Source organism: Allocatelliglobosispora scoriae (genome assembly GCF_014204945.1).
Taxonomy (GTDB): Bacteria; Actinomycetota; Actinomycetes; order Mycobacteriales; family Micromonosporaceae; genus Allocatelliglobosispora; species Allocatelliglobosispora scoriae.
In genome coordinates, this window is the sequence record NZ_JACHMN010000002.1 from 4,429,508 (window position 1) to 4,450,752 (window position 21,245).

Sequence of the window (21,245 nt, forward strand, 5' to 3'; positions counted from 1 at the left end):
CCGGTTCCGCTGAATGAGACAGACGCCACGACATCTTGGCCGGGGTTCATGCGACATGGCAGAGTGAACAGCATGACGCCCGCCACGTTCCGCGCCGTGCCGCTGACAGCTCGTCGGCACGTCGACTACGGACGTGTGCGCAGCGCGATCTGTCCGGCTCGCTGAGCGCTGCCCGCCGCTGTGTGATCACAGCCTTTCTCGGGCGCGCAGACGCGCCGAAGCAATGTTGCTCAGTCGGCTGATGCTGACGTGGCGCGTAAGCGTGTCCCCCCAAACCTAAGCTGACCGGCCTCCCCGCCGGTCGTGGCAACGGACCCAGGAGGACAGCCGCCATGGCGGTCAGCACCGGAACACCTTCCCCGGCCAAGCCGGTCCGCCGCGCGCGCGGCGAGGGGCAGTGGGCCCTCGGGCATCGGGAGCCCCTCAATCCCAACGAGCGCAGCAAGAAGGACGACATCGGGCTCAACGTGCGGGCCCGGATCGAAACCATCTATGCCAAGGGTGGCTTCGCCTCGATCGACCCCGCCGACCTGCGGGGTCGTTTTCGCTGGTGGGGGCTCTACACGCAGCGCAAGCCCGGGATCGACGGCGGACGCACCGCCGTGCTCGAGCCGCACGAGCTCGACGACGAATACTTCATGCTCCGGGTCCGCGTCGACGGCGGCCAGCTCGACCTCCGCCAGCTCCGCGCGATCGCCAACGTCTCGATCAAGTACGGGCGGGACACCGCCGACCTGACCGACCGGCAGAACGTGCAGTACCACTGGATCCGCGTCGAGGACATGCCGGCGATCTGGGAGGAGATCGAGGGCGTGGGCCTGTCCACCACCGAGGCCTGCGGTGACACCCCCCGCGTCGTCCTCGGCAGCCCGGTGGCGGGCATCAGCACCGACGAGGTCCTCGACGGCACCCCGGCGATCCGCGAGATCGTCGACCGGTTCATCGGCGACCCGACCCTCGCCAACCTGCCCCGCAAGTTCAAGTCGGTCGTCTCCTGGCTACCCGACGTGCCCTATGAGGCCAACGACATCTCCTTCCTCGGCGTGGTCCACCCGGAGCACGGTCCGGGCTTCGACCTCTGGGTCGGCGGCGGGCTCTCGACCAACCCGATGCTCGCTCAGCGCCTGGGCGCGTGGATCCCGCTCGACGAGATCGCTGACGTCTGGGTCGGTGTCTGCAAGCTCTTCCGCGACTACGGCTACCGCCGGCTGCGCTCCCGGGCGCGGCTGAAGTTCCTCGTCGCCGACTGGGGCGTGGAGAAGTTCCGCAGCGTGCTGGAGCAGGAGTTCCTCGGCCGCGCGCTGCTCGACGGCCCCGCACCCGAGCTGCCCGACCGCCCGATCGACCACATGGGTGTGCACGAGCAGCGCGACGGACTCTTCTACGTCGGTGCCACCCCGGTCGTCGGCCGGGTCACCGGCACCGCCCTCGCCAAGCTCGCCGACATCGTCGAGGCGCACGGCTCCGACCGGGTACGCCTCACCCCGCACCAGAAGCTCCTCGTGCTCGACGTCCCCGCCGACCGGGTGGACTCGCTCGTCGTGGCGCTGCGGGAGATCGGGCTGGAGGCGAACCCGAGCCCGATCCGGCGCTCCACGATGGCCTGCACCGGCATCGAGTACTGCAAGCTCGCCATCGTCGAGACGAAGGCGAAGGCCGCCGAGGTCGTGGCGCACATCGAGGCCACCGGGCTGGTCGCGCCGATCTCGGTGAACGTCAACGGATGTCCCAACGCCTGTGCGCGTACCCAGATCGCCGACATCGGCCTGAAGGGTCAGCTCGTGCCGGGACCCGACGGCGAGATGGTCGAGGGCTACCAGATCCACCTCGGCGGCGGCCTGGCCCTCGCCCAGGGTCAGCAGCCCGGCTTCGGCCGCAAGGTCCGCGGCCTGAAGACGACCGCGCTGGAGCTGCCCGCCTATGTCGAGCGACTGACCAGGGAATATCTCGCCGGGCGCAAGGACGCCGACGAGGCCTTCGCCGAGTGGGTGCTCCGGGCCGACGAGGAGGTGCTGCGGTGAGCGAGTCGCGCGCGGTGCCGTTCTACTGCCCGTTCTGCGGTGACGAGGACCTTCGCCCGCACGAGGACCACCACGGCGAGTGGGAGTGCCGCGCCTGCACGCGCGTCTTCTCTCTGAAAATGATCGGCCTGAGAACCCCTCTCACAGGAGGCCAAGCATGAGCGCGACCACACGTTCCGTCGATGAATTGGTCGAGATCTCGATCCGCGCCGGAAAGGCGCTGGAGGGCGCCCCCGCCGAGGAGATCATCGGGTGGGCCGCCGAGACCTTCGGCTCCCGCTTCGCCGTCACCAGCTCCATGGCCGACGCCGTCGTCGCGCACATCGCCTCCCGGGTCGTCCCCGGCATCGAAGTCATCTTCCTCGACACCGGGCTGCACTTCGGCGAGACGCTGCGGGTGCGGGACACGGTGGCCCGGACGATCCCCGTCACCGTCATCTCCGTGAAGCCCGCGATCACGGTCGCCGAGCAGGACGAGCAGTACGGTCCCCGCCTCTATGCCCGCGACCCCGACCAGTGCTGCGCCATCCGCAAGGTGGAGCCGCTGGAGCGGGCGCTCGCCGGCTACGAGGCCTGGGGTGCGGGCCTGCGCCGCGACGAGTCGCCGACCCGCGCCCGGACGCCCGTCGTGCACTTCGAGTACGCCCGCAACAAGGTCAAGGTCAACCCGATCGCGACCTGGAACCAGGACGATGTCGACAGCTACATCGCGCGCTACGACATCCCGGTCAACCAGCTCCTCAAGCAGGGCTACGGCTCGGTCGGCTGCTGGCCGTGCACCCGGCGGACCGAGGCGGGAGAGGATGCCCGCGCCGGTCGCTGGGCGATGTTCGACAAGACCGAATGCGGTCTGCATGCTGCCTGAGTCGCCCCCGGTCGTCCTCGCCGCCCACGGATCACGCGATCCGGCGGCGGCGGCGACGACCAGGGCGCTCGCCCGCGTCGTCGCCGCGCTGCGGCCCGGTCTCGACGTGCGCGTCTGCTTCCTGGAGCTGGCACCACCCCGGCCCGCCGAGGTGCTGAGCGCCCTCGCGGACGCGGGTGGACCCGCTCCCGTCGTCGTGCCGCTGCTGCTGACGAAGGCGTTTCACGGCCGGGTCGACCTGCCGGCGCAGGTCGCCGACTTCGACGTCACGATCACCGACACCCTCGGCGAGCCGAGCGAACCGCTGCTGCGGGCACTGAGCCGGCGGCTCGTCGCCGCCACCGACTCCTTCGACGCGGTGGTCCTCGCCGCGGCCGGAACCCGGGTCGTCGAGGCGCGCGGCACCGTCACCGATGTCGCGGCTGCGCTCGCGCTGCGCTCGGGCTGCCCCGTCGAGGTGGCGTGGGCGAGCGCGGCCGGGCCGACGGGCGCGGAGGCGGTCGCCGCGCTGCGCGACCGTGGCGCGCGCCGGGTGGCGGTCTCCGCCTACTTCCTCGCTCAGGGACGCCTCTACGACACGGTCGTCGCGAGCGCGCTCGCCGGTGGGGCGATCGGTGTCGCCGAACCACTGGGTGCGTCCTGGGATCTCGCCCGCCTCATCCTGGCCCGCGTCGACGCCGCCACCCAGGCCCGCGTCGCGCAGCTCGCCGCGGCGTAGCCGGAAGAATCGCCACAACTCTTCAAGAGTTGGTCCTAAAGAAGCCGGAGCCCCCGAGGAACGCCTCGGGGGCTCCGGCTTGCTGCCTCAGGCGGCGTGGGCCACCGCGGCGCTCACGGCCGCCGCGACGCGCGGGTCCAGCGGGCTCGGAACGATCCGGTCGGGGAGCAGGTCGTCCGCGACCAGCCCGGCGATCGCGTCCGCGGCGGCGAGCTTCATCCGCTCGGTGATCGAGCGGGCCCGGGCGTCGAGAGCGCCCCGGAAGATCCCCGGGAACGCGAGCACGTTGTTGATCTGGTTGGGGAAGTCGCTGCGGCCGGTCGCGACGATCGCGGCGTGGCGCCCGGCGATCTCGGGGTGGACCTCGGGGGTGGGGTTGGCGAGCGCGAAGATGATGCCGTCGGCGGCCATGGCGGCGACCGAGGACTCGGCGATCTGCCCGCCGGAGACGCCGATGAGCACGTCGGCGCCGATGAGGGCGCCCTCGATGCCGTTGCTCAGCCGGCTCAGGTTGGTGAGCCGGGCGAGCCGGCCCTTCTCCGAGTCGCCACCGAGGTCGGCCCGCTCCGAGTAGAGGGTGCCCTTCGAATCGCAGATGATCACCCGGGCCGGGTCGACCCCGCCCGCGATCAGCATCTTCGTCACGGCGATCCCCGCCGCGCCCGCGCCCGACACGACGACGCGCAGGTCGCCGAGGTCGCGGGTGAGCAGCCGGGCCGCGTTGCGCAGCGCCGCGAGCACCACGATCGCCGTGCCGTGCTGGTCGTCGTGGAAGACCGGGATGGGCAGCGCGTCGTCGAGGCGCCGCTCGATCTCGAAGCAGCGGGGCGCGGAGATGTCCTCCAGGTTGATGCCGCCGAAGGAGGGAGCGAGCGCGGTCACCGTCTCGATGATCTGCTCGGTGTCCTGCGTGTCGAGGCAGATCGGGACGGCGTCGACCCCGCCGAACTGCTTGAAGAGGATCGCCTTGCCCTCCATCACCGGCATGGCGGCCCGAGGACCGATGTTGCCGAGGCCGAGCACGGCCGAACCGTCGGAGACGACGGCGACGGTGTTGCCGGTCCAGGTGTATTCCCTGGTCAGCTCGGGGTCGGCGGCGATCGCCTCGCAGACCACGGCGACGCCGGGGGTGTAGGCGAGGGACAGGTCGTCCCGGTTGGCGAGGCCGACCGTGGCGTTCATCGCCATCTTGCCGCCACGATGCAGATCAAAGACTTCTTGGTCGTTCACGATCACTCCCAGCGCAACATCGACCGCGACAGTCGACAACAACGTATGCCGACTGCGCAGAACCCATGGTCAGCACTGACGCAAGGCGGCGGTGTGGTGCGTTACGCGGGGGTCACCCGAGCTGTGTAAAAGTCTAATGCGCCCTCAGTTGATGAAGCGAGGTCGGGGCCAGTAGCAAAACATCACACGTGCCTCGACGACCGCGACGCCGTAGCTGCGGGAGTCGTCGGTGACCAGGGAGTTGTCGCCCTCCAACCACCAGCCGCCCGCCTCGGGACGGACCGCCCGCTTGACGACGAGCCCTATCTCCGGACGTGCGGAGAATCTGGCGATGACGACGTCGCCCGGTCGGACCCTCGCCCCGCGCCGGGCGAGCAGCGCGTCACCGTGCCGCAGCGTCGGGGCCATCGAGGGCCCGTGTACGGCTACCGCCCACCACTTTCGCAATCCGGACCTCCGCGCGTGCTGATCGTCCCACCGAGGGTAGGTTGAGCGGGAAGGATCACTTGTACCGAGTCATGGAGGATCCCTATGAGCTTCTTTGCTCCCAAGACCGTGGTCAGCGCGCACTGCGACCTGCCGTGCGGCGTCTACGACCCGGCCCAGGCCCGCATCGAGGCGGAGTCCATCAAGGCCGTCGCCGAGAAGTACCAGGCCAACACGGACCCGGAGTTCCGCACGCGTGCGCTGATCATCAAGGAGCAGCGCTCCGAGCTGGTCAAGCACCACCTGTGGGTACTGTGGACCGACTACTTCAAGGCGCCGCACTTCGAGAAGTACCCGCAGCTCCACACCCTCTTCAACGAGGCGACGAAGCTGGCCGGCGCGAGCGGGGCCAAGGGCTCGGCGGACCCGGCCATCGCCGAGCAGCTGCTCCAGAAGATCGACGAGATTGCCAAGATCTTCTGGGAGACGAAGCAGGCGTGAGCGGTTTAGTCGTGCGGCCGGTGCGTCCTGAGGACGTGCCGGCCGTCGTTTCGATGGTGCACGAACTCGCCCTCTTCGAGAAGGCGCCCGAGTCGTGCACGCTCACTGAGGACCAGCTGGTCCAGGCGCTCTTCGGCCGCTCGCCCACGCTCTTCTGCGACGTGGTGGTCGGCGCCGAGGACGAGCCCGTCGGCATGGCGCTGTGGTTCCTCAACTTCTCCACCTGGGACGGTGTCCACGGGATCTACCTGGAGGACCTCTACGTCCGGCCGGCGGCCCGGGGGACCGGTGCGGGGAAGGCCCTTCTCGCCACCCTGGCGGCTCGCTGCGTGGAGCGCGGCTACACGCGACTGGAGTGGTGGGTTCTGCACTGGAATCCCGCCAGGGGCTTCTACGACGGGCTTGGCGCGGTGCCGATGGACGAGTGGGTGCCCTATCGCATCGGCGGGGACGCGCTCGCGGAGTTGGCCTCTTCCGAGTGAATCGTGCTTGAGCCCTGTCAAATGGCGCTTGGCCGTCACTATGGACTTCGCTGAACACGCTCCGACAACAAAGGTGGACGTAGCGTAATCATCACGCATGCAAATTGCAGCGTGGAATAGGCGAAGAATTCCTGGAGGTGAACTCCAAATGACAGGGCGATTCCAGATGGGTGGGGCTTGACTTCCTGTATCCATGACATTGCGGAAGGTAATCAAGCCCCAATAACGCAGACAGCGACCCCGATTTAGGGGTCGCCTTCATGTTTAGTTGTGTCTAGGGCCCGGGGTTGGCGGGCCGTCGTGGTGCCTCAGGCGGGACGGTCGAACTCCAGGTGCTTCACGCCCGAGATGAAGGCGTGCCACTCCTCCGCGGTGAAGGAGAGCTGGCCGCCGGAGCGGTTCTTGGTGTCGCGGACCTCGATGGATTCGCCGGTGTAGCGAACCTCGACGCAGGCACCGTTGTCGCCGCTCTTGCTGCTCTTGCGCCAGGTGCTGTTGAGGGCGGTCATGCCGCGCTCCTTCGTGTTGTCAGGCCGCGGCGTTGAGCTCTCTCCGAATCATCTCTACTGATTGGATCGGACTCAGTGCTGCGGCTCGCAGGTGGTTGAAAACATCATGGTAGCGGCGAGCGTCATCGCCTTCTGCAAACGCGCCGCCGCCCCAGTCTTCTATGTACACCAAATCTGGGTCGGCCGCCTGTGGAAATCGCAGAACTGAGAATGAGTGGACCGCGCCCGGATATGCACCCGCTGTGAATGGAGCAATCTGGAGAGTGACATTCGGCAGCTGGGCGAGCTCAATCAGGTGCTTTAGTTGATCGTGCATAACCTGACTATCGCCGATACGCCGGTATACGACAGACTCATCCATGATCGCCCAGAGTCGTACCGGATCGACGCGGTTCAGCAGCGCCTGCCGGGCCATCCGGATGCGGGCGCGCTGCTCGACCTGGTCGCCGCTGTGCGGCGGGTGGACATTGGAGAAGAGCGCCCGGGCGTAGTCCTCGGTCTGCAGCAGGCCGGGCATGACGACGGTCTCGTAGCTGAGCAGCTCGCTCGCCTCGGCCTCGAATCCGATGTAGGCGGAGTACGGCCCGGTGACCGCCTCGCCGTACTTGTTCCACCAGCCTCGGGCCTTGCCCTCCCGGGCGAGCTCCTCCAGGTCCGAGCGCAGCTTCTCGTCATTGACCTCGTAGAGGGCGAGCAGGTCCCGCAGGTCCCGGATCCGCATCCCCTGCTTGCCGATCTCGATCCGGCTCACCCATGATGCCGAGCGCTCCATCGCGGTGCCGACCTCGTCGCCGGTCATCCCCGTGTGCTCCCGCATCTCCCGCAGGATGAGGCCCAGTCGGCGCCGCCTGACTGTCGGGCTGCCCTCTGCCATAACTACAACTCCTTCTGCGCGACGCGTCCGTCTCGGAGCGCCCGCCATGTGGTCACTGGTGTCGTACGCCTACCCAGCGACCACATGACGGGCGCTCCTATCGCGAGTGTTCCGCCCCCGTGCGGTCCGCACAAGCATGAAGCGCACGCCAAATCAGCCGGGATGGATTCTTGCAATAGCGCAATTTGCTTGCGACGATGTGAAGAGTGTCACTGGGATGTAAGTGATGGCCCGTGAGAGGGGCTGCGATGTTGGAGCAGGTCGCGGGGGCGCGTAAGGAGCTCCGGCCATGACGGAGGCGGCCGAAGAGGTCCTCGACGCCATGACGCACCTGATCATGCTGCACCGCGTCGGGCCGGACGGGCTCTGTCTGGGCTGCGAGGAACTCTGGGCCCGCTTCGTCTGGCACACCAGCTGCCCCCTCGTCATCTTCGCCGGGCAGGTCATCGCCGCGCACGGGCGCACCTATCACCGGACGGATCTGCTCGTCGGTGCCTCCGCCGGCGGGTGACCCGTCGAGGCCGCTGGGCTGGGCGATGGTGGGGGGAGGCCGGGGTGCGCCGTGGGGCGTGCGCTCAAGCGGCCGCGCCCTTTCGGATATTGATTGAAGAATGAAACACTGGCCGCTCCAGCAACTCGGCACATGGTGGGCTAAAGTCCCTGCCCGGGGGGAGGGCTTCGGTGGACAAGCTGGCCCATGCTGTTGAGGCGAACGTCGCGGACGACGATGACGACGTCGTCTGCCTTACCGTGCCCGCCGAAGGCGGCTACCTGGGTGTCCTGCGGACGGCGACAGCCGGTCTCGCGGCGCGCCTGCAGTACCCGTTGGACCGGATCGAGGATCTGCGCATCGCCGTCGACGAGGCGTGCGCGATGCTGCTCGTCATCACACCGCGCGGCTCGCTGCTGCAGTGCCGGTTCGCGATCGGCGAGGTGGAGCTGCTGATCACCATCAGTGCGCCGATCAAGCCCGGCACCTCGCTGCCCGGTCCGCAGAGCTTCCCGTGGCAGGTGCTGACGTCGCTCACGGCCCAGGCCGAGGCGGACGTGACCGACGGGGTCGCCCGGATCCGGATGGTCACCCGCCGCCAGGGCAAGTGACCGCCCGGGCCTAGTAACCCAGGGCGCGGCTGGTGGTGGGGGCGATCAGGGCGCCCATCGTCGCCAGGCAGATGACCGCGATCACCACGCCGAGCCAGGCGAGGCCGCCGGTGATCATGTAGTACGCCGGGGCGAGCACGATCAGCTCCGTGCCGACCGCCAGGCCGCGGACGAGGGGCCAGCGGCGGGCGAGGCCGAAGGCGTAGAGCCCGAAGAGCGCGGCGCCGATCGCCGCCGAGCCGGTGACCGCCCAGGCGAGCTTGTCGTCGGCCTCGGTCGCGGTCAGCTCGGCATAGACGAGCCAGAGCGCGATGCCGACGAGGGCTGCCGACTGCGCGCCGAGCAGCAGGACGGCCGCGCGGAGAGTCGGGACGGGACGGGACTCGGCGAGGGCCCGGCCTGCGGTCGGTGTGCCAGCGCTGTCTGGGGTGCTCACCCCCACAAGGTACCGTGCCCACCATGCGAGCCCTCCTCGTCGTCAACCCGAAGGCCACCACGACCAGCGCACGCAGCCGCGATGTGCTGGCCGGCGCGCTGCGTAGCGAGGTGGACCTCGAGATGGGCTACACCCGCATGCGCGGGCACGCCGGCTCGCTCGCCCGGGAGGCGGCGGACGCGGGGATCGAGCTCGTCGTCGCCCTCGGCGGTGACGGCACCGTCAACGAGGTCGTCAACGGTCTGATGGCGGTCGACCAGAAGGTGCGCCCCGCGCTCGCGGTGGTGCCGGGTGGATCGACGAACGTCTTCGCGCGGGCGCTGGGCCTTCCCCGGGAGTGGTCCGAGGCGACCGGCGTGCTGCTGCAGGCCCTGCGAGAGGGCCGTAGCCGGACTGTCGGGCTGGGCCTGGCCGATGATCGCTACTTCACCTTCTGCGCCGGTCTGGGGCTCGATGCGGGCGTCGTACGCCGGGTGGAGAAGGCGCGGCTGCGCGGCCATCGCTCCACGCCCCTGCTCTACATGCGGTCGACCCTGAGCGAGTTCCTCTTCGAGCGGCACCGTCGATCGATGGCGCTGGAGGTGCCGGGGGAGCCGGCCGAGGCGGAGCTCGCCAGCATGATCATTCAGAACACCGCGCCGTGGACCTACATCGGCGATCGCCCGCTGAACGCATCCCCGGACGCGTCCTTCGACAAGGGCCTCGATGTGTTGGCAATTCGTGCGCTCCGTGTGACGGCCACCGCACGCACCATCACCCAGATCCTGTCTCTCGAGGGTGACCCCCAGGGGCGTCAGGTCGCCCGCTGGCACGATCTCGCGGAGTTCACCGTTACTTCTACGACGCCGCAAGCGTTTCAAGTTGATGGAGACTACTTAGGGGAACGCGAGATGGTTCGTTTCTCCTCAGTCCCCAACGCGTTACGAGTAATCTGCTAAAGGCGCACTGTCAATGCTGATGTAAGTGGCGACGCGCACAAATGACACAAGTCCGAAATGCTGGTGTCGGGGCGCGGAGCGTACTACATTGATTACTGACTGTCGCAGTCGGGGGTCGGGGTAACTCCTGGTGATCCGGACAAAAGGGTCGTGAGCTTGCTCACCCGACCGGTCCTTTTCCGCTCACCCCCCTTGACATCGTGGGAGTTCGTGAAAGCATTCACAAGCGTATCGAGTGCAGCAATGCTGCCCGCTCTCGCATTATCAGGTTTCGTAGCAATCCGTGACTCACGGTGATGTCGATCCCTGCCGTGCGCGACGAGTTACGCCGAAACATATTGGTCATCCCAAACAAGGAGTGTTGCCGCCATGGACTGGCGCCATCGTGCAATCTGCCGCGACGAGGACCCGGAATTGTTCTTCCCCATCGGGACGAGCGGGCCTGCGGTTCTGCAAGTCGAGCAGGCGAAGGCGGTCTGCCGGCGCTGTACCGTGACCGACGCGTGCCTCCAGTGGGCACTCGAGACCGGTCAGGACGCCGGCGTCTGGGGCGGAATGAGTGAAGAGGAGCGACGTGCCGTTAAGCGTCGCGGTGGCCTGCGAGTTCGCGCTGCCGCTCTCTGAGCTGGACCCCAGCCGCACACACCGCATTACAACGGCAACGCCCCGGGAATAGGTTTCCCCGGGGCGTTTGCCATGTCCGGGGGTGTCTGCGATCACAGCTCCACCTTATTCGAACATCTGTTCTAGCGCAACCCGATCCGGCCACAATGGAGGATCGGATGAACAACTAATGCGGGCCACCCTTTCGGGTGGCCCGCATTAGTTGTTTCGGTCCTAAACGGAGATCGGCTCGGATCCCGCTTCGTGCTGTGCCGGCACGGTCGCTCCGGCCCGCGCGGCCCGCTTCGCCGCCTTGCGCTCGCGGCGGCCCTCCACCATCACATAGAGGGTCGGTACGAGCACCAGCGTCAGAATCGTCGAGCTGAGCAGACCGCCGATCACGACGACCGCCAACGGCTGCGAGATGAATCCGCCGCTGCCGGTGAGCCCCAGTGCCATCGGCAGCAGTGCGAAGATCGTCGCCACCGCGGTCATCAGGATGGGGCGAAGTCGACGCCGTCCACCCTCGATCACCGCCTCGGAGACGGACGCGCCCTGCTCCCGGTACTGGTTGATGAGGTCCAGCAGCACGATCGCGTTGGTGACGACGATGCCGATCAGCATCAGCATGCCGATCATCGCCGGGACACCGAGCGCCGTCCCCGTCAGCAGGAGCAGGATGATCGCACCCGTCGCGGCGAAGGGCACCGAGACGAGCAGGATCAGCGGCTGGATCATGCTGCGGAAGGTCGCCGCCATGATGATGAAGACGATCGCGATCGCCGCGAGCATCGCCAGCCCGAGGTCGGCGAACGCGTCGGCCTGGTCGGCACTGACACCGCCGATGGAGTAGCTGGCGCCCTCCGGCAGCTTCAGGCCGTCGAGCTTCGTGGTCAGGTCGGTCGTCGTCTTCTGCAGGTTGGCCCCGGTGGCGGTGCCGTTGACGGTGACCGTCCGGTCCCCGTCGATCCGCACGATCTGCTGCGGACCGTCGACCTGCTCCACCTTCGCCACCGTGCCGAGCGCGATCAGCCCGGCCGCGCTGGGCAGCCGCAGGGCCTTGACCTGGTCGACCGTGGTCGGTGCCGCGCCGAGGTTGAGCAGCAGTGTCTGCTGGCGACCGTCGACGGTGAACTGGCCGAGCGGGGCACCCCGGAAGGCGCCCGCGACCGTCTGGCCGATGGCCGACTCGGAGAGGCCTGCCTTCGCGGCGGCCTCCTTGTCGACGGTCACCTGGATGCGGGGCGAGCTCGCCGCGAGGTCGCTGGTGACGTCCTTCACGTCGGCGACCTCGGACATCGCCTGGCGTACCTGCTCGGTCGCGGTCTTGAGGACCGCCTGATCGTCAGCCTTGACGATGACCTGCAGCGCGGTCGCGGAGAAGCCGCCGCCACCGCTGCCACCGTCCACCTTGATCTCGCCCGCCGCGCCCGACGCGGCGATCTCCTCGCGGAGCCGCTCCTGCACGTCGCCCGCGACGACGTCGTCGTCGAGGGTGATCGCGAAGGTGGCGGTCGCCACACCGGCACCGCCGGCGAAGGGGTTGCTGCCGGAGCCGATGGTGACCTGGTAGGTCTTGACGCCCTCGGACTTCGCCAGCACGTCCTCGATCTTCTTCGCCGCGGCGTCGGTCGTGGTGATGCTGGTGCCGACGGGCAGCTTCTGGGTGACGCTGAGCGTGCTCTCGCCCGACGAGTCGAAGAAGTTGGTCTTCAACAGGCCGCCGAGGCCGACGGTGCCGAGGAAGACGACGACGCCCACGAGCAGCGTGGCGACGCGCTTCTGGGTGGCGAACTTGATCACCGGGACGTAGGCGAGCTGGAGCCAGCTGTTGCGCTCCTTCTCCTCGGCCGCCAGGCGGATCTTCTCCTGGTCCGGACCGTCGGAGGTCTTGAGGAACCAGAAGGCGAGCACCGGGATGATCGTCAGCGAGACGACCAGCGAGGCGAGCAGGGCGACCGTGATGGTGATCGCGAAGCTGGAGAAGAGCTGGCCGACGAAGCCGCCCACCAGGGCGATCGGCGAGAAGACGGCGACCGTGGTGAGGGTCGAGGCGGTCACGGCGCCCGCGACCTCCTTGACGGCGGTGAGGATCGCTTCACGCTTCTCCTCGCCATAGGCGAGGTGGCGCTTGATGTTCTCCAGCACGACAATCGAGTCGTCGACCACCCGGCCGATCGCGATCGTGAGCGCACCCAGGGTCAGCACGTTGAGCGAGTAGTCGCCGACCTTCAGCGCGATCAGGGCGATGATCACCGAGAGCGGGATCGAGACCGCGGTGACGATCGTCGACCGGACCGAGAGCAGGAAGACCAGGATGACGATGATCGCCATCGCGAGGCCCAGCAGGCCCTCGGTGGTGAGCCCTTCGATCGACTTCTCGACATAGGGAGCCTGGTCGAAGATCGGCGTCAGCGCCGCGCCCGCGCCGAGCTTCGCGGTCAGCTCCGGCAGGCGGTCGCGGATCTCGTTGGAGATGCCGACCGCGTTGCCGTCGGGGGTGGCCGTGACCATGATGCTCAGGCTCGGCTTGCCGTTGGTCCGGGTGATCGCCGTCTGCGGGGCGAGCTGCTCCTCGACGGAGGCGACCGAGTCGAGCCGCACGGGGGCGGCCGGTGTGGTGCCGGGCGCCGCCGGCCGGCTCAGGTAGATGCCCTTGAGGTCGTCGAGCGTGGCGAGCGGGGTGCCGACCTGGACCGTGAGGCTCTTCTCGCCCTCGGTCAGGGTGCCGGCGGGAATCACGATGCCGTTGCTGCGCAGGGCGGTGGCGATCACCGACGGGTCGAGACCGGCCTGGGCGAGCTTGAGCAGGTTCGGGGTGATGACGATCTGCTGCTGGCGGTCGCCGGAGAGCTCCGCCTGGCGTACCCCGTCGATGGCTTGAATTTCGGGGACGACCAGCTTGCCGAGCTTGTCGGCGAGCTCGCGCTCGTCAGCGCCGCCGCTGGCGGCGAGGATCACCACCGGGAAGTTGTCGGTGCTGCCCGCGAAGACCGCGGGGTCGACCCCGGCCGGGAGCTGCGCGTCGATCCGGTTGAGCGCGGTCTGCATCTTGGCGACCGAGTCGTCGAGGTCGGTGCCGAACTCGAACTCGATCTGGATGGTGGCCGAACCCTCGCGGGTGGTCGAGGTGATCTTCGAGAGGCCGGGCGTGCCCTGCAGCGCCTTCTCGATCGGGTCGGTGACCTGCTGCTCGACGACGTCGGGCGAGGCGCCCTGATAGATCGCCGAGACGAAGGCGGCCGGGAAGTCCAGCGATGGGAAGAGCTGCTGTTTCAGCGAGGGAATCGAGATAAGGCCGAAGATCGTGATGATCACGGCGACGAGCGCGGTCAGTCCGCGGTTGGCAAGGCTGAGTCTGGAGAGTGCTGACATCTCAACTCCGGGGGGAGTAGTTTTTAGTGCGACCTCAATAGTTTGCCCGACACGAACTGTTAACGTTGCCCGGGGTAGCTGTTAGGCTCACCCCTAAGGGAAGCCCGTAGGGGTCGTGAGAGGCGCTGGATGAGCGAGAAAGACCTGGCCATCGCCCGGATCATGGATCTGCAGCAGCGGTTCCAGCACATGCTCGCCAGCGATAGATCCAATCCCTTCTTCGAGCTCAACCTCACCATGCCGCAGCTCAAGGTCATGCTGATCCTCGCGACCAAGGGCGGAGCGGGCGGTCAGGAGCTCGTGGGAGTGCTCGGTGTGACGCTCGCGACCATGACCGGCATCGTGGACCGGCTCGTCGCGGCCGACCTGGTCACCCGCCGCGAAGATCCACAAGATCGGCGGGTACGCCGCGTCGAGCTCACCGAGAGCGGCCGGCAGCTCATCGACAAGCTCGTCGACGCGGGCACCGAGCACCAGCGGCGGTTGCTGCTCCGCCTCGACATCGACGAGCTGCAGACGGTGGAGCGGGCGATGGAGATCATGCACCGGGCGATGAGCGCGGAGGCCGCCGCGGATCGTTGATCCGACGTGGCTGCAACGCAAACTCGGAAGAACCGGGCCCGGGACACTTTCATCGGACTCATCGTGACCGCGCTGCTCGTGGCCGGTGCGTGGTGGTTCGTCTGGTACCACTCCGACCCCGAGGAGAGCGCCGTCATCACTCCGGCGCTGCCGCCCAACACCCAGGAGGTCATCGTCGATCACGCGATCGACGGCGACTCGCTGCAGGTCCACGCGGTCAACGCCAATGGACCGGTCGTCAAGACCACGGAGCCGGTGCAGTTGCGGCTGCTCGGCATCGACGCGCCCGAGGTGCACGGCGGCGAGGACCGGCAGGCGCAGTGCTACGCCACCGACGCCTACCGGCGGCTGCTCACGCTGGCGCCCGCCGGGGCGAAGCTGCACATCCTCGCCGACCAGCAGAAGCTCGACAACTTCAACCGCTACCTCGTCTGGGCGTGGACCGACAAGTCGTCGTTCATCAACGAGGACCTCGCGGCGGGCGGTTACGCCAGGCCGCTGCACATCCCGCCGAACGACCGCTACAACAAGCGGATCGACGAGGTGGTCGCCGCAGCCCAGGCCGCCAACAAGGGCCTCTGGTCCGCCTGCCCCGCCTAGCATCACGTTTTGCAGCAAAGGGTGGCCATCTCGCGAAGCGAGGCCACGCTTTGCTGCAAAACGTGATGATCTTGGCTAGGTGCGGTGGAGGGTGGGGTGGCAGGCGATCTCGATGAGCTGGTCGACCGTGACGAACGGGGTCGGCCGGGTCGCCGCGCCGCTGCCGCCGTGGTTGTCGGCGGTTGCCTCGACGAAGGTGTCGCCCGACCACGCGTGAACCGTGTAGTCGACCCGGCCGGCCACCGCCGAGGTATAGATCTCGATCTGCTCGCCGTGCGGCCCCTGCCGGGCCTGATGGGTCGAGGCGGCACGGACTGCGGCCGGGGAGCCGCCGGGCAGCCGCAGGCCCACGCTGATCGCGAGCCGGCCGGTGCCCTGGGCATCCCGGAGCACCGCGCCGCCGGCGTGGCCGCCGAGGATCTCCGCGCCCCGCTGGTCCTGATAGGAGTCGATCGTCGCGCTCGGGGCGAGCCGGGCGACGAAGTCGGCCAGCCCGCGAGCGAGTCGCGCCTGACCGCGCCGGGCCGCGGGGGAGTGCTGGCCGTAGACCGTCACGCCCTCGGCCCCCGGTGCCGGGATCGGCTCGGGATAGGCGGCCGTGGGCTCCCGCTCCGGCAGCGGCTCCGAAGGCTGCTTCGTGCCGCCGAGCTGCAGCGTGCTCGACCGGGTCGCGGGCTCCGGGTCGGCGAAGGCGGGCGCGGCACCGAGGGAGAGGGAGCCGATCAGCGTCACCGTACCCACGGTCGCCGCGCTCACCACCGCGCGGATGCGCTGGCGGTGCCGGGCGGCCCTCAATTCATCGAAGTCCATCTGGTGTCTCCTTCGAGAGCAGGCACGTCGAGCAGCGGCAGTTGGCGACGATACTCCACGACGGCACGCGGAGGAGGAGCGCAGCGACCGAGCCCCGGCGGGGTTCGTCCGGGGAATTGCCGCCTACGTTAGATACATCGCAGCCACGGCAAAAGGTTGCTGCTAGCGTCGGAAAACATGCGAGCGATCTTTGCGGAGTCGATCAATCCTGAGAATCCACTGGCCGGGCTCGTCGTCGGCGAGCGGCCCGATCCGGTGGAACCGGAGGGCTGGACCACCGTCCGGGTGACCTCATCCTCCCTCAACCACCACGACCTCTGGTCGCTGCGCGGTGTCGGGCTTCCCACCGACCGCCTGCCGATGATCCTGGGGTGTGACGCAGTCGGCATCGCCGAGGACGGCAGCCGGGTGCTGGTGCACTCCGTGGTGCCCGATCCCGCCGATCCGCGCGGCTACTCGCTCCTCTCCGAGCGGCACCAGGGCACCCTCGCCGACCGGCTGGCGATCCCGGCGGGCAACCTCGTCGTGCTGCCGGAGTCCATCTCGGACGCCGACGCCGCCGTGCTGCCGACGGCGTGGCTCACGGCGTACTCGATGCTGGCTCGGGGCCGGGTCAAGCACAGCGACGCCGTGCTGGTCCAGGGCGCGGGCGGCGGGGTGGCGACGGCCGCGGTGATCCTGGCGCACGCGCTGGGCAAGCGGGTCTACGCGACCAGCCGCGACGAGGCGAAGCGGGAGCGGATCGCCGCCCTCGGTGCGACCGCCCTGGCGCCCGGCGCCAAGCTGCCCGAGCGGGTCGGCGTGGTGATCGAGACGGTCGGTGCCGCGACGTTCGAGCACTCGATGAAGTGCGCGGCGCCCGGCGGCCGCATCGTCGTCTCCGGCGCGACCTCCGGCCACCTGGCCAGCGTCGACCTGCGCCGGATCTTCGCGCTCCAGCTCGAAATCCTAGGATCATCGATGGGTACGCAGCTCGAGCTCGACGAGCTCGTCCAGCTCGTCGCGGACCGGGGTGTCCAGCCGGTGATCGACTCGACCTTCGACTTCGCCGATGCCCGCTCCGCCTTCGAGCGCCTCGCCACCGGCGACATCTTCGGCAAGATCGTCATCCGCCACTGATCAACCCCTGCCACGTTTTGCAGCAAAGCGGGCCCATTCTCGCGAGAATGGGCCCGCTTTGCTGCAAAACGTAACGAGGGTCAGTCGAGGTCGTCGTCTGCGTCGTAGCGGGCCAGGTAGGTCGCCAGGCGCTCGACGGCGGTCTCGAACTCCGGGTTGCCGTCGACGAAGTCGCGCAGGCGTTCGGCGAGCCACTCGACGGCGAGCGACTCGTCACCGCGCCGCTCGACGAGCTCCTCGATGCCGCGATCCGTGAAGTACATCGGCGGAGCCTAGCCGTTGAGCTTCGGCAGCGCGGCGTCGAGCAGGGCAGCCTGCTCCACGTCGTGCAGCTTCGCCGAGCCGACCGCCGGTGCCGCAGCCGCCGGGCGGGAGATCCGCCGCAGCCGGACGCCGTCGAGGTGCTCCAGCAGGTTGAGCGCCACGAACGACCACGCGCCCTGGTTGGCCGGCTCCTCCTGGACCCACGCCCAGTCCTCGGCACCCGGGTAGGCGGCGAGCTGCGCCCGCACCTCCTCGACCGGGAGCGGGTAGAGCTGCTCCAGGCGGATGATCGCGGTGTCGGTGATGCCACGCTCGGACCGCGCCTGGACCAGGTCGTAATAGACCTTGCCCGAGCACAGGATCACGCGCTTGACGTCGGTCGGGTTGAGCGCCGCGGTCTCACCGATCACCGGCTGGAAGGTGCCGGTGGTGAAGTCGGCGACCGACGAGACGGCGAGCTTGTGGCGCAGCAGCGACTTGGGCGAGAAGACCACGAGCGGCTTGCGCTTCGACGTGAGCGCCTGGCGGCGCAGCAGGTGGAAGTGGTTGGCCGGGGTGGTCGGGATGACCACGCGGATGTTGTCCTCGGCGCAGAGCTGGAGGTAGCGCTCCGGGCGGCCCGAGGTGTGGTCGGGTCCCTGGCCCTCGTGGCCGTGCGGCAGCAGCAGCGTCACCGACGACTGCTGGCCCCACTTGGCCTCGCCCGACGAGACGAACTCGTCCACGATGGACTGCGCGCCGTTGACGAAGTCGCCGAACTGCGCCTCCCAGAGCACGAGCGCGTCCGGGTTCTCGACGGAGTAGCCGTACTCGAAGCCCATGGCCGCGTACTCCGACAGGAGCGAGTCGTGGGCGTGGAAGCGGGCGTCGCCCGTCGCCACCGCCGTGACCGGCAGGAAGTCCGAGCCGGTCTGCGCGTCGACGATCGCCGCGTGCCGCTGCACGAAGGTGCCCCGGCGTGAGTCCTGACCCGAGAGCCGGACCGTGACACCCTGCGCGAGCAGCGAGCCGAACGCGATGATCTCGGCGAAGCCCCAGTCGATGTCGCCCTCGACCGACATCTTGGCCCGGCGGTCGAGCAGCTGCTGCACCCGCTTGTGCGGGGTGAAGCCCTCGGGCAGGTTGACGTGCGCCTGGCCGATCTGCGCGACGAGTTCGGCGCTGACCGCGGTCGCCACGATCGGCTCGGCCTGCGGCTCCCGCGAGCGCTTCATCGTCGCGGGCGACGAGGCCGAGGCCCGGGTCGCCTTGAAGACGGTCTCGAGCTGCTGCTGGAAGTCGCGCAGCGCCTCCTCGCCCTCGGCGACGGTGATGTCGCCCCGGCCGATCAGCTCCTCGGTGTAGAGCTTGCGGGTCGAGCGCTTCGTGTCGATGATCTGGTACATCAGCGGGTTGGTCATCGACGGGTCGTCGCCCTCGTTGTGACCGCGCCGGCGGTAGCAGACGAGGTCGATGACGACGTCCTTGTTGAAGGCCTGGCGGTACTCGAAGGCGAGGCGGGCCACCCGGACGACGGCCTCGGGGTCATCGCCGTTGACGTGGAAGATCGGCGCCTGGATCATCCGCGCCACGTCGGTGCAGTAGAGCGACGACCGAGAATACTCCGGGGCGGTGGTGAAGCCGACCTGGTTGTTGATGACGATGTGGACCGTGCCGCCGGTGCGGTAACCGCGCAGCTGCGACAGGTTGAGCGTCTCGGCGACCACGCCCTGCCCGGCGAAGGCGGCGTCGCCGTGCACCAGCACCGGCAGCACCGTGTAGCCCTCCAGGCCCAGGTCCAGGCGGTCCTGCTTGGCCCGCACGATGCCCTCCAGCACCGGATCGACCGCCTCCAGGTGCGACGGGTTCGCCGCGAGGGAGACCGTCACGCCGTGCTGGCCGTCCGGCGAGGTGAACTTGCCGGTCATGCCGAGGTGGTATTTCACGTCGCCGGACCCCTGGGCGGACTTCGGGTCCAGGTGGCCCTCGAACTCGTTGAAGATCTTCTCGTACGGCTTGCCCACGATGTTGGCGAGCACGTTGAGGCGTCCACGGTGGGCCATGCCGATGACGACCTCGTCGAGAGCCGCCTCGGCGGAGCTCTGCAGCACCTCGTCGAGCATCGGGATCACCGACTCGGCGCCCTCCAGCGAGAAGCGCTTCTGGCCGACGTATTTGGTGGCGAGGAAGGTCTCGAAGGCCTCGGCGGCATTGAGCCGGTTGAGGATGTGCTGCTGCTCCTCGCGGGTCGGCTTGGTGTATTTGCTCTCCACCCGGCCCGCGATCCAGTCGCGCTCCTCGGGGCTGGTGATGTGCATGTACTCGATGCCGATGCGGCGGCAGTAGGAGTCGCGCAGGACGCCGAGGACGTCGCGGAGCTTCATCTTCTGCTTGCCGGCGAAACCGCCGACCGGGAACGACCGGTCGAGGTCCCACAGGGTCAGGCCGTGCTCCCGGATGTCGAGGTCCGGGTGCTTGCGGATCTCGAACTCCAGCGGGTCGGTGTCGGCCATCAGGTGGCCGCGCACGCGGTATTCGCGGATGAGCTCGACGACCCGGGCCGCCTTGTCGATCTGGCCCTCGGAGGTGTGCGCGATGTCGGTGACCCAGCGGACCGGCTCGTAGGGGATCCGCAGCGAGGTGAAGAGCTCGTCGTAGAACTCGTCGCCGATGAGCAGCTCGTGCACGACCTTCAGGAACTCGCCGGACTGCGCGCCCTGGATGATCCGGTGGTCGTAGGTGCTGGTCAGCGTCACGATCTTGCTGACGGCCATCTCGGCGAGCTGGGTCTCGCTCATGCCGGAGAAGGGCGCCGGGTACTCCATGGCGCCGACGCCGATGATGGTGCCCTGGCCGACCATGAGGCGCGGCTGCGAGTGCACCGTGCCGATGCCGCCGGGGTTGGTCAGCGAGAAGGTCGTCCCGGTGTAGTCGTCCATCGTCAGCTCGTTGCGGCGGGCCCGGCGGACGGTGTCCTCATAGGCGGCCCAGAACTGGCGGAAGTCCATCAGCTCGCAGCCCTTGATGGACGGCACCACGAGGGTGCGCGAGCCGTCGGGCTTCTGCAGGTCGATGGCGATGCCCAGGTTGACGTGCTCCGGCACGACCATCACCGGCTTGCCGTCGACCTCGGCGAAGGAGTTGTTCATCTCCGGGTGCGCGGCGAGGGCCTTGACCAGCGCGTACCCGATGAGGTGGGTGAAGCTGACCTTCCCGCCGCGACCGCGGGCGAGATGGTTGTTGATCACGATGCGGTTGTCGGCGAGGAGCTTGGCCGGGACGGCGCGGACGCTCGTCGCGGTCGGCACCGCCAGCGACGCGTCCATGTTCTGGACGATCTTGCTGGCGACACCGCGCAGCGGGACCGTCGTCCCACCGGCGGGCACTGCCTGCGCCGGTGCGGCCTTGGCGGGAGCGGCCTTCGCGGGGGCCGCGGCGGCAGCCTTCGCCGGAGCGGGGGCCGGGGGCGGGGCGGCGGGTGTGGCGGCGGGCGCGGCGGCTGCGGCGGGTGCGGCCTGAGCCGGAGTCACCGCGGGCGCTGCCGCCGCCTTGGTGGACGCGGGAGCGGCATCACCGGCCGGCTTGTAGTCGGCGAAGAAGTCGTGCCACGCAGGATCGACGCTGGCCGGATCGGTGAGGTACCGCTGGTACATCTCCTCGACGATCCATTCGTTGGGACCGAAGCTGGCCAGGGGGTTGTCCGAGGTGTGCTGGGTCGACACGTTCGCTCTCGCCCTCTTGTGGGAATCGCAGCCAAGCGCTGAGTGTGGGTTAAGGCCGTGTCCAGGCTACGCGCCTGCCCCACTACTCAG

The 21,245-nt window shown here is 68.7% G+C and carries 21 protein-coding genes; 12 read left to right on the plus strand and 9 right to left on the minus strand.

The annotated features are described in order from the left end of the window. Window positions 1-332: 332 nt before the first annotated feature. From F4553_RS25700 to F4553_RS25710, 3 genes are all read left to right on the plus strand, one after another. Window positions 333-2,021 carry a nitrite/sulfite reductase gene (locus F4553_RS25700; protein ID WP_184840072.1) on the plus strand — a complete coding sequence of 563 codons (1,689 nt, stop codon included), beginning with the start codon at window positions 333-335 and terminating at the stop codon, window positions 2,019-2,021. A gap of 157 nt (window positions 2,022-2,178) precedes the next feature. Next, window positions 2,179-2,886, plus strand: coding sequence for a phosphoadenylyl-sulfate reductase (locus F4553_RS25705; RefSeq protein WP_184840074.1), 708 nt, complete (start codon window positions 2,179-2,181; stop codon window positions 2,884-2,886). Beyond that, entirely contained in the window at window positions 2,876-3,604 is a 729-nt protein-coding gene (locus F4553_RS25710) for a sirohydrochlorin chelatase (RefSeq protein ID WP_184840076.1), read from the plus strand. The genes F4553_RS25705 and F4553_RS25710 overlap by 11 nt, the downstream gene beginning before the upstream one ends. An 87-nt stretch (window positions 3,605-3,691) precedes the next feature. On the opposite strand, the gene F4553_RS25715 is transcribed toward F4553_RS25710, so the two are convergent. Both F4553_RS25715 and F4553_RS25720 read right to left on the minus strand, forming a co-directional pair. Beyond that, window positions 3,692-4,792, minus strand: a complete 1,101-nt coding sequence (locus tag F4553_RS25715; RefSeq protein ID WP_184841246.1) for an NAD(P)-dependent malic enzyme — start codon at window positions 4,790-4,792, stop codon at window positions 3,692-3,694. Window positions 4,793-4,978: 186 nt separating this feature from the next. Continuing rightward, a complete protein-coding gene (locus tag F4553_RS25720; RefSeq protein ID WP_281395056.1) occupies window positions 4,979-5,281 on the minus strand; it encodes a S24/S26 family peptidase in 303 nt (100 codons plus the stop codon). 84 nt (window positions 5,282-5,365) lie between these two features. Between F4553_RS25720 and sodN the strand changes: the two genes are divergently transcribed. Then, a complete protein-coding gene (gene sodN / locus F4553_RS25725; RefSeq protein ID WP_184840080.1) occupies window positions 5,366-5,761 on the plus strand; it encodes a superoxide dismutase, Ni in 396 nt (131 codons plus the stop codon). A gap of 53 nt (window positions 5,762-5,814) precedes the next feature. Continuing rightward, entirely contained in the window at window positions 5,815-6,243 is a 429-nt protein-coding gene (locus F4553_RS25730) for a GNAT family N-acetyltransferase (protein ID WP_184841248.1), read from the plus strand. A gap of 308 nt (window positions 6,244-6,551) precedes the next feature. Here F4553_RS25730 and F4553_RS25735 read toward each other — a convergent pair whose 3' ends face one another. Together F4553_RS25735 and F4553_RS25740 are read right to left on the minus strand one after the other, a co-directional pair. Further along, entirely contained in the window at window positions 6,552-6,752 is a 201-nt protein-coding gene (locus tag F4553_RS25735) for a DUF397 domain-containing protein (protein ID WP_184840082.1), read from the minus strand. Window positions 6,753-6,771: 19 nt separating this feature from the next. Then, the gene (locus F4553_RS25740) at window positions 6,772-7,626 is read right to left on the minus strand and encodes a helix-turn-helix domain-containing protein (RefSeq protein WP_184840083.1); all 855 of its coding nucleotides are present in this window, start codon (window positions 7,624-7,626) and stop codon (window positions 6,772-6,774) included. A gap of 289 nt (window positions 7,627-7,915) precedes the next feature. Here F4553_RS25740 and F4553_RS25745 point away from each other — a divergent pair, with 289 nt between their 5' ends. After that, on the plus strand, window positions 7,916-8,137 hold the full coding sequence (locus F4553_RS25745) for a hypothetical protein (RefSeq protein ID WP_184840085.1): 222 nt from the start codon (window positions 7,916-7,918) through the stop codon (window positions 8,135-8,137). 170 nt (window positions 8,138-8,307) lie between these two features. Beyond that, entirely contained in the window at window positions 8,308-8,727 is a 420-nt protein-coding gene (locus F4553_RS25750; protein WP_312875362.1) for an ATP-binding protein, read from the plus strand. 10 nt (window positions 8,728-8,737) lie between these two features. On the opposite strand, the gene F4553_RS25755 is transcribed toward F4553_RS25750, so the two are convergent. Continuing rightward, the gene (locus tag F4553_RS25755) at window positions 8,738-9,163 is read right to left on the minus strand and encodes a hypothetical protein (protein ID WP_184840087.1); all 426 of its coding nucleotides are present in this window, start codon (window positions 9,161-9,163) and stop codon (window positions 8,738-8,740) included. A gap of 23 nt (window positions 9,164-9,186) precedes the next feature. Between F4553_RS25755 and F4553_RS25760 the strand changes: the two genes are divergently transcribed. Next, window positions 9,187-10,101, plus strand: coding sequence for a diacylglycerol/lipid kinase family protein (locus tag F4553_RS25760; protein WP_184840089.1), 915 nt, complete (start codon window positions 9,187-9,189; stop codon window positions 10,099-10,101). Between the two features lie 369 nt (window positions 10,102-10,470). Beyond that, a complete protein-coding gene (locus F4553_RS25765; RefSeq protein WP_184840091.1) occupies window positions 10,471-10,725 on the plus strand; it encodes a WhiB family transcriptional regulator in 255 nt (84 codons plus the stop codon). A gap of 213 nt (window positions 10,726-10,938) precedes the next feature. On the opposite strand, the gene F4553_RS25770 is transcribed toward F4553_RS25765, so the two are convergent. Then, window positions 10,939-14,079: an efflux RND transporter permease subunit gene (locus tag F4553_RS25770; protein ID WP_184840092.1), complete on the minus strand. Its 3,141-nt coding sequence runs from the start codon at window positions 14,077-14,079 to the stop codon at window positions 10,939-10,941. 129 nt (window positions 14,080-14,208) lie between these two features. On the opposite strand from F4553_RS25770, the gene F4553_RS25775 reads away from it, so the two are divergent. After that, on the plus strand, window positions 14,209-14,661 hold the full coding sequence (locus F4553_RS25775; protein WP_184840094.1) for a MarR family winged helix-turn-helix transcriptional regulator: 453 nt from the start codon (window positions 14,209-14,211) through the stop codon (window positions 14,659-14,661). A 63-nt stretch (window positions 14,662-14,724) separates the two neighbouring features. Continuing rightward, entirely contained in the window at window positions 14,725-15,261 is a 537-nt protein-coding gene (locus F4553_RS25780) for a thermonuclease family protein (RefSeq protein WP_184840096.1), read from the plus strand. A 75-nt stretch (window positions 15,262-15,336) separates the two neighbouring features. Here F4553_RS25780 and F4553_RS25785 read toward each other — a convergent pair whose 3' ends face one another. After that, a complete protein-coding gene (locus tag F4553_RS25785) occupies window positions 15,337-16,071 on the minus strand; it encodes a hypothetical protein (protein ID WP_184840098.1) in 735 nt (244 codons plus the stop codon). Between the two features lie 177 nt (window positions 16,072-16,248). Here F4553_RS25785 and F4553_RS25790 point away from each other — a divergent pair, with 177 nt between their 5' ends. Further along, window positions 16,249-17,190 (plus strand): zinc-binding dehydrogenase, encoded by a 942-nt coding sequence (locus tag F4553_RS25790; protein ID WP_184840100.1) that lies wholly within the window; start codon window positions 16,249-16,251, stop codon window positions 17,188-17,190. Window positions 17,191-17,270: 80 nt separating this feature from the next. On the opposite strand, the gene F4553_RS25795 is transcribed toward F4553_RS25790, so the two are convergent. Together F4553_RS25795 and F4553_RS25800 are read right to left on the minus strand one after the other, a co-directional pair. Next, complete coding sequence (locus tag F4553_RS25795; protein WP_184840102.1) at window positions 17,271-17,453, minus strand: DUF6104 family protein; 183 nt, start codon at window positions 17,451-17,453, stop codon at window positions 17,271-17,273. 9 nt (window positions 17,454-17,462) lie between these two features. Next, window positions 17,463-21,155 (minus strand): multifunctional oxoglutarate decarboxylase/oxoglutarate dehydrogenase thiamine pyrophosphate-binding subunit/dihydrolipoyllysine-residue succinyltransferase subunit, encoded by a 3,693-nt coding sequence (locus F4553_RS25800; protein ID WP_184840104.1) that lies wholly within the window; start codon window positions 21,153-21,155, stop codon window positions 17,463-17,465. Between the last annotated feature and the right edge of the window lie 90 nt (window positions 21,156-21,245).

Coding starts and splice junctions, on each gene's coding strand:
- F4553_RS25705 (WP_184840074.1), top strand. CDS start 2,179: ATGAGCGCGACCACACGTTCCGTCGATGAATTGGTCGAGATCTCGATC.
- F4553_RS25765 (WP_184840091.1), top strand. CDS start 10,471: ATGGACTGGCGCCATCGTGCAATCTGCCGCGACGAGGACCCGGAATTG.
- F4553_RS25715 (WP_184841246.1), bottom strand. CDS start 4,792: ATGGCGATGAACGCCACGGTCGGCCTCGCCAACCGGGACGACCTGTCC.
- F4553_RS25785 (WP_184840098.1), bottom strand. CDS start 16,071: ATGGACTTCGATGAATTGAGGGCCGCCCGGCACCGCCAGCGCATCCGC.
- F4553_RS25775 (WP_184840094.1), top strand. CDS start 14,209: ATGAGCGAGAAAGACCTGGCCATCGCCCGGATCATGGATCTGCAGCAG.
- F4553_RS25795 (WP_184840102.1), bottom strand. CDS start 17,453: ATGTACTTCACGGATCGCGGCATCGAGGAGCTCGTCGAGCGGCGCGGT.
- F4553_RS25760 (WP_184840089.1), top strand. CDS start 9,187: ATGCGAGCCCTCCTCGTCGTCAACCCGAAGGCCACCACGACCAGCGCA.
- F4553_RS25740 (WP_184840083.1), bottom strand. CDS start 7,626: ATGGCAGAGGGCAGCCCGACAGTCAGGCGGCGCCGACTGGGCCTCATC.
- F4553_RS25790 (WP_184840100.1), top strand. CDS start 16,249: ATGCGAGCGATCTTTGCGGAGTCGATCAATCCTGAGAATCCACTGGCC.
- F4553_RS25745 (WP_184840085.1), top strand. CDS start 7,916: ATGACGGAGGCGGCCGAAGAGGTCCTCGACGCCATGACGCACCTGATC.
- F4553_RS25710 (WP_184840076.1), top strand. CDS start 2,876: ATGCTGCCTGAGTCGCCCCCGGTCGTCCTCGCCGCCCACGGATCACGC.
- F4553_RS25730 (WP_184841248.1), top strand. CDS start 5,815: ATGGTGCACGAACTCGCCCTCTTCGAGAAGGCGCCCGAGTCGTGCACG.
- F4553_RS25735 (WP_184840082.1), bottom strand. CDS start 6,752: ATGACCGCCCTCAACAGCACCTGGCGCAAGAGCAGCAAGAGCGGCGAC.
- F4553_RS25770 (WP_184840092.1), bottom strand. CDS start 14,079: ATGTCAGCACTCTCCAGACTCAGCCTTGCCAACCGCGGACTGACCGCG.
- F4553_RS25700 (WP_184840072.1), top strand. CDS start 333: ATGGCGGTCAGCACCGGAACACCTTCCCCGGCCAAGCCGGTCCGCCGC.
- sodN (WP_184840080.1), top strand. CDS start 5,366: ATGAGCTTCTTTGCTCCCAAGACCGTGGTCAGCGCGCACTGCGACCTG.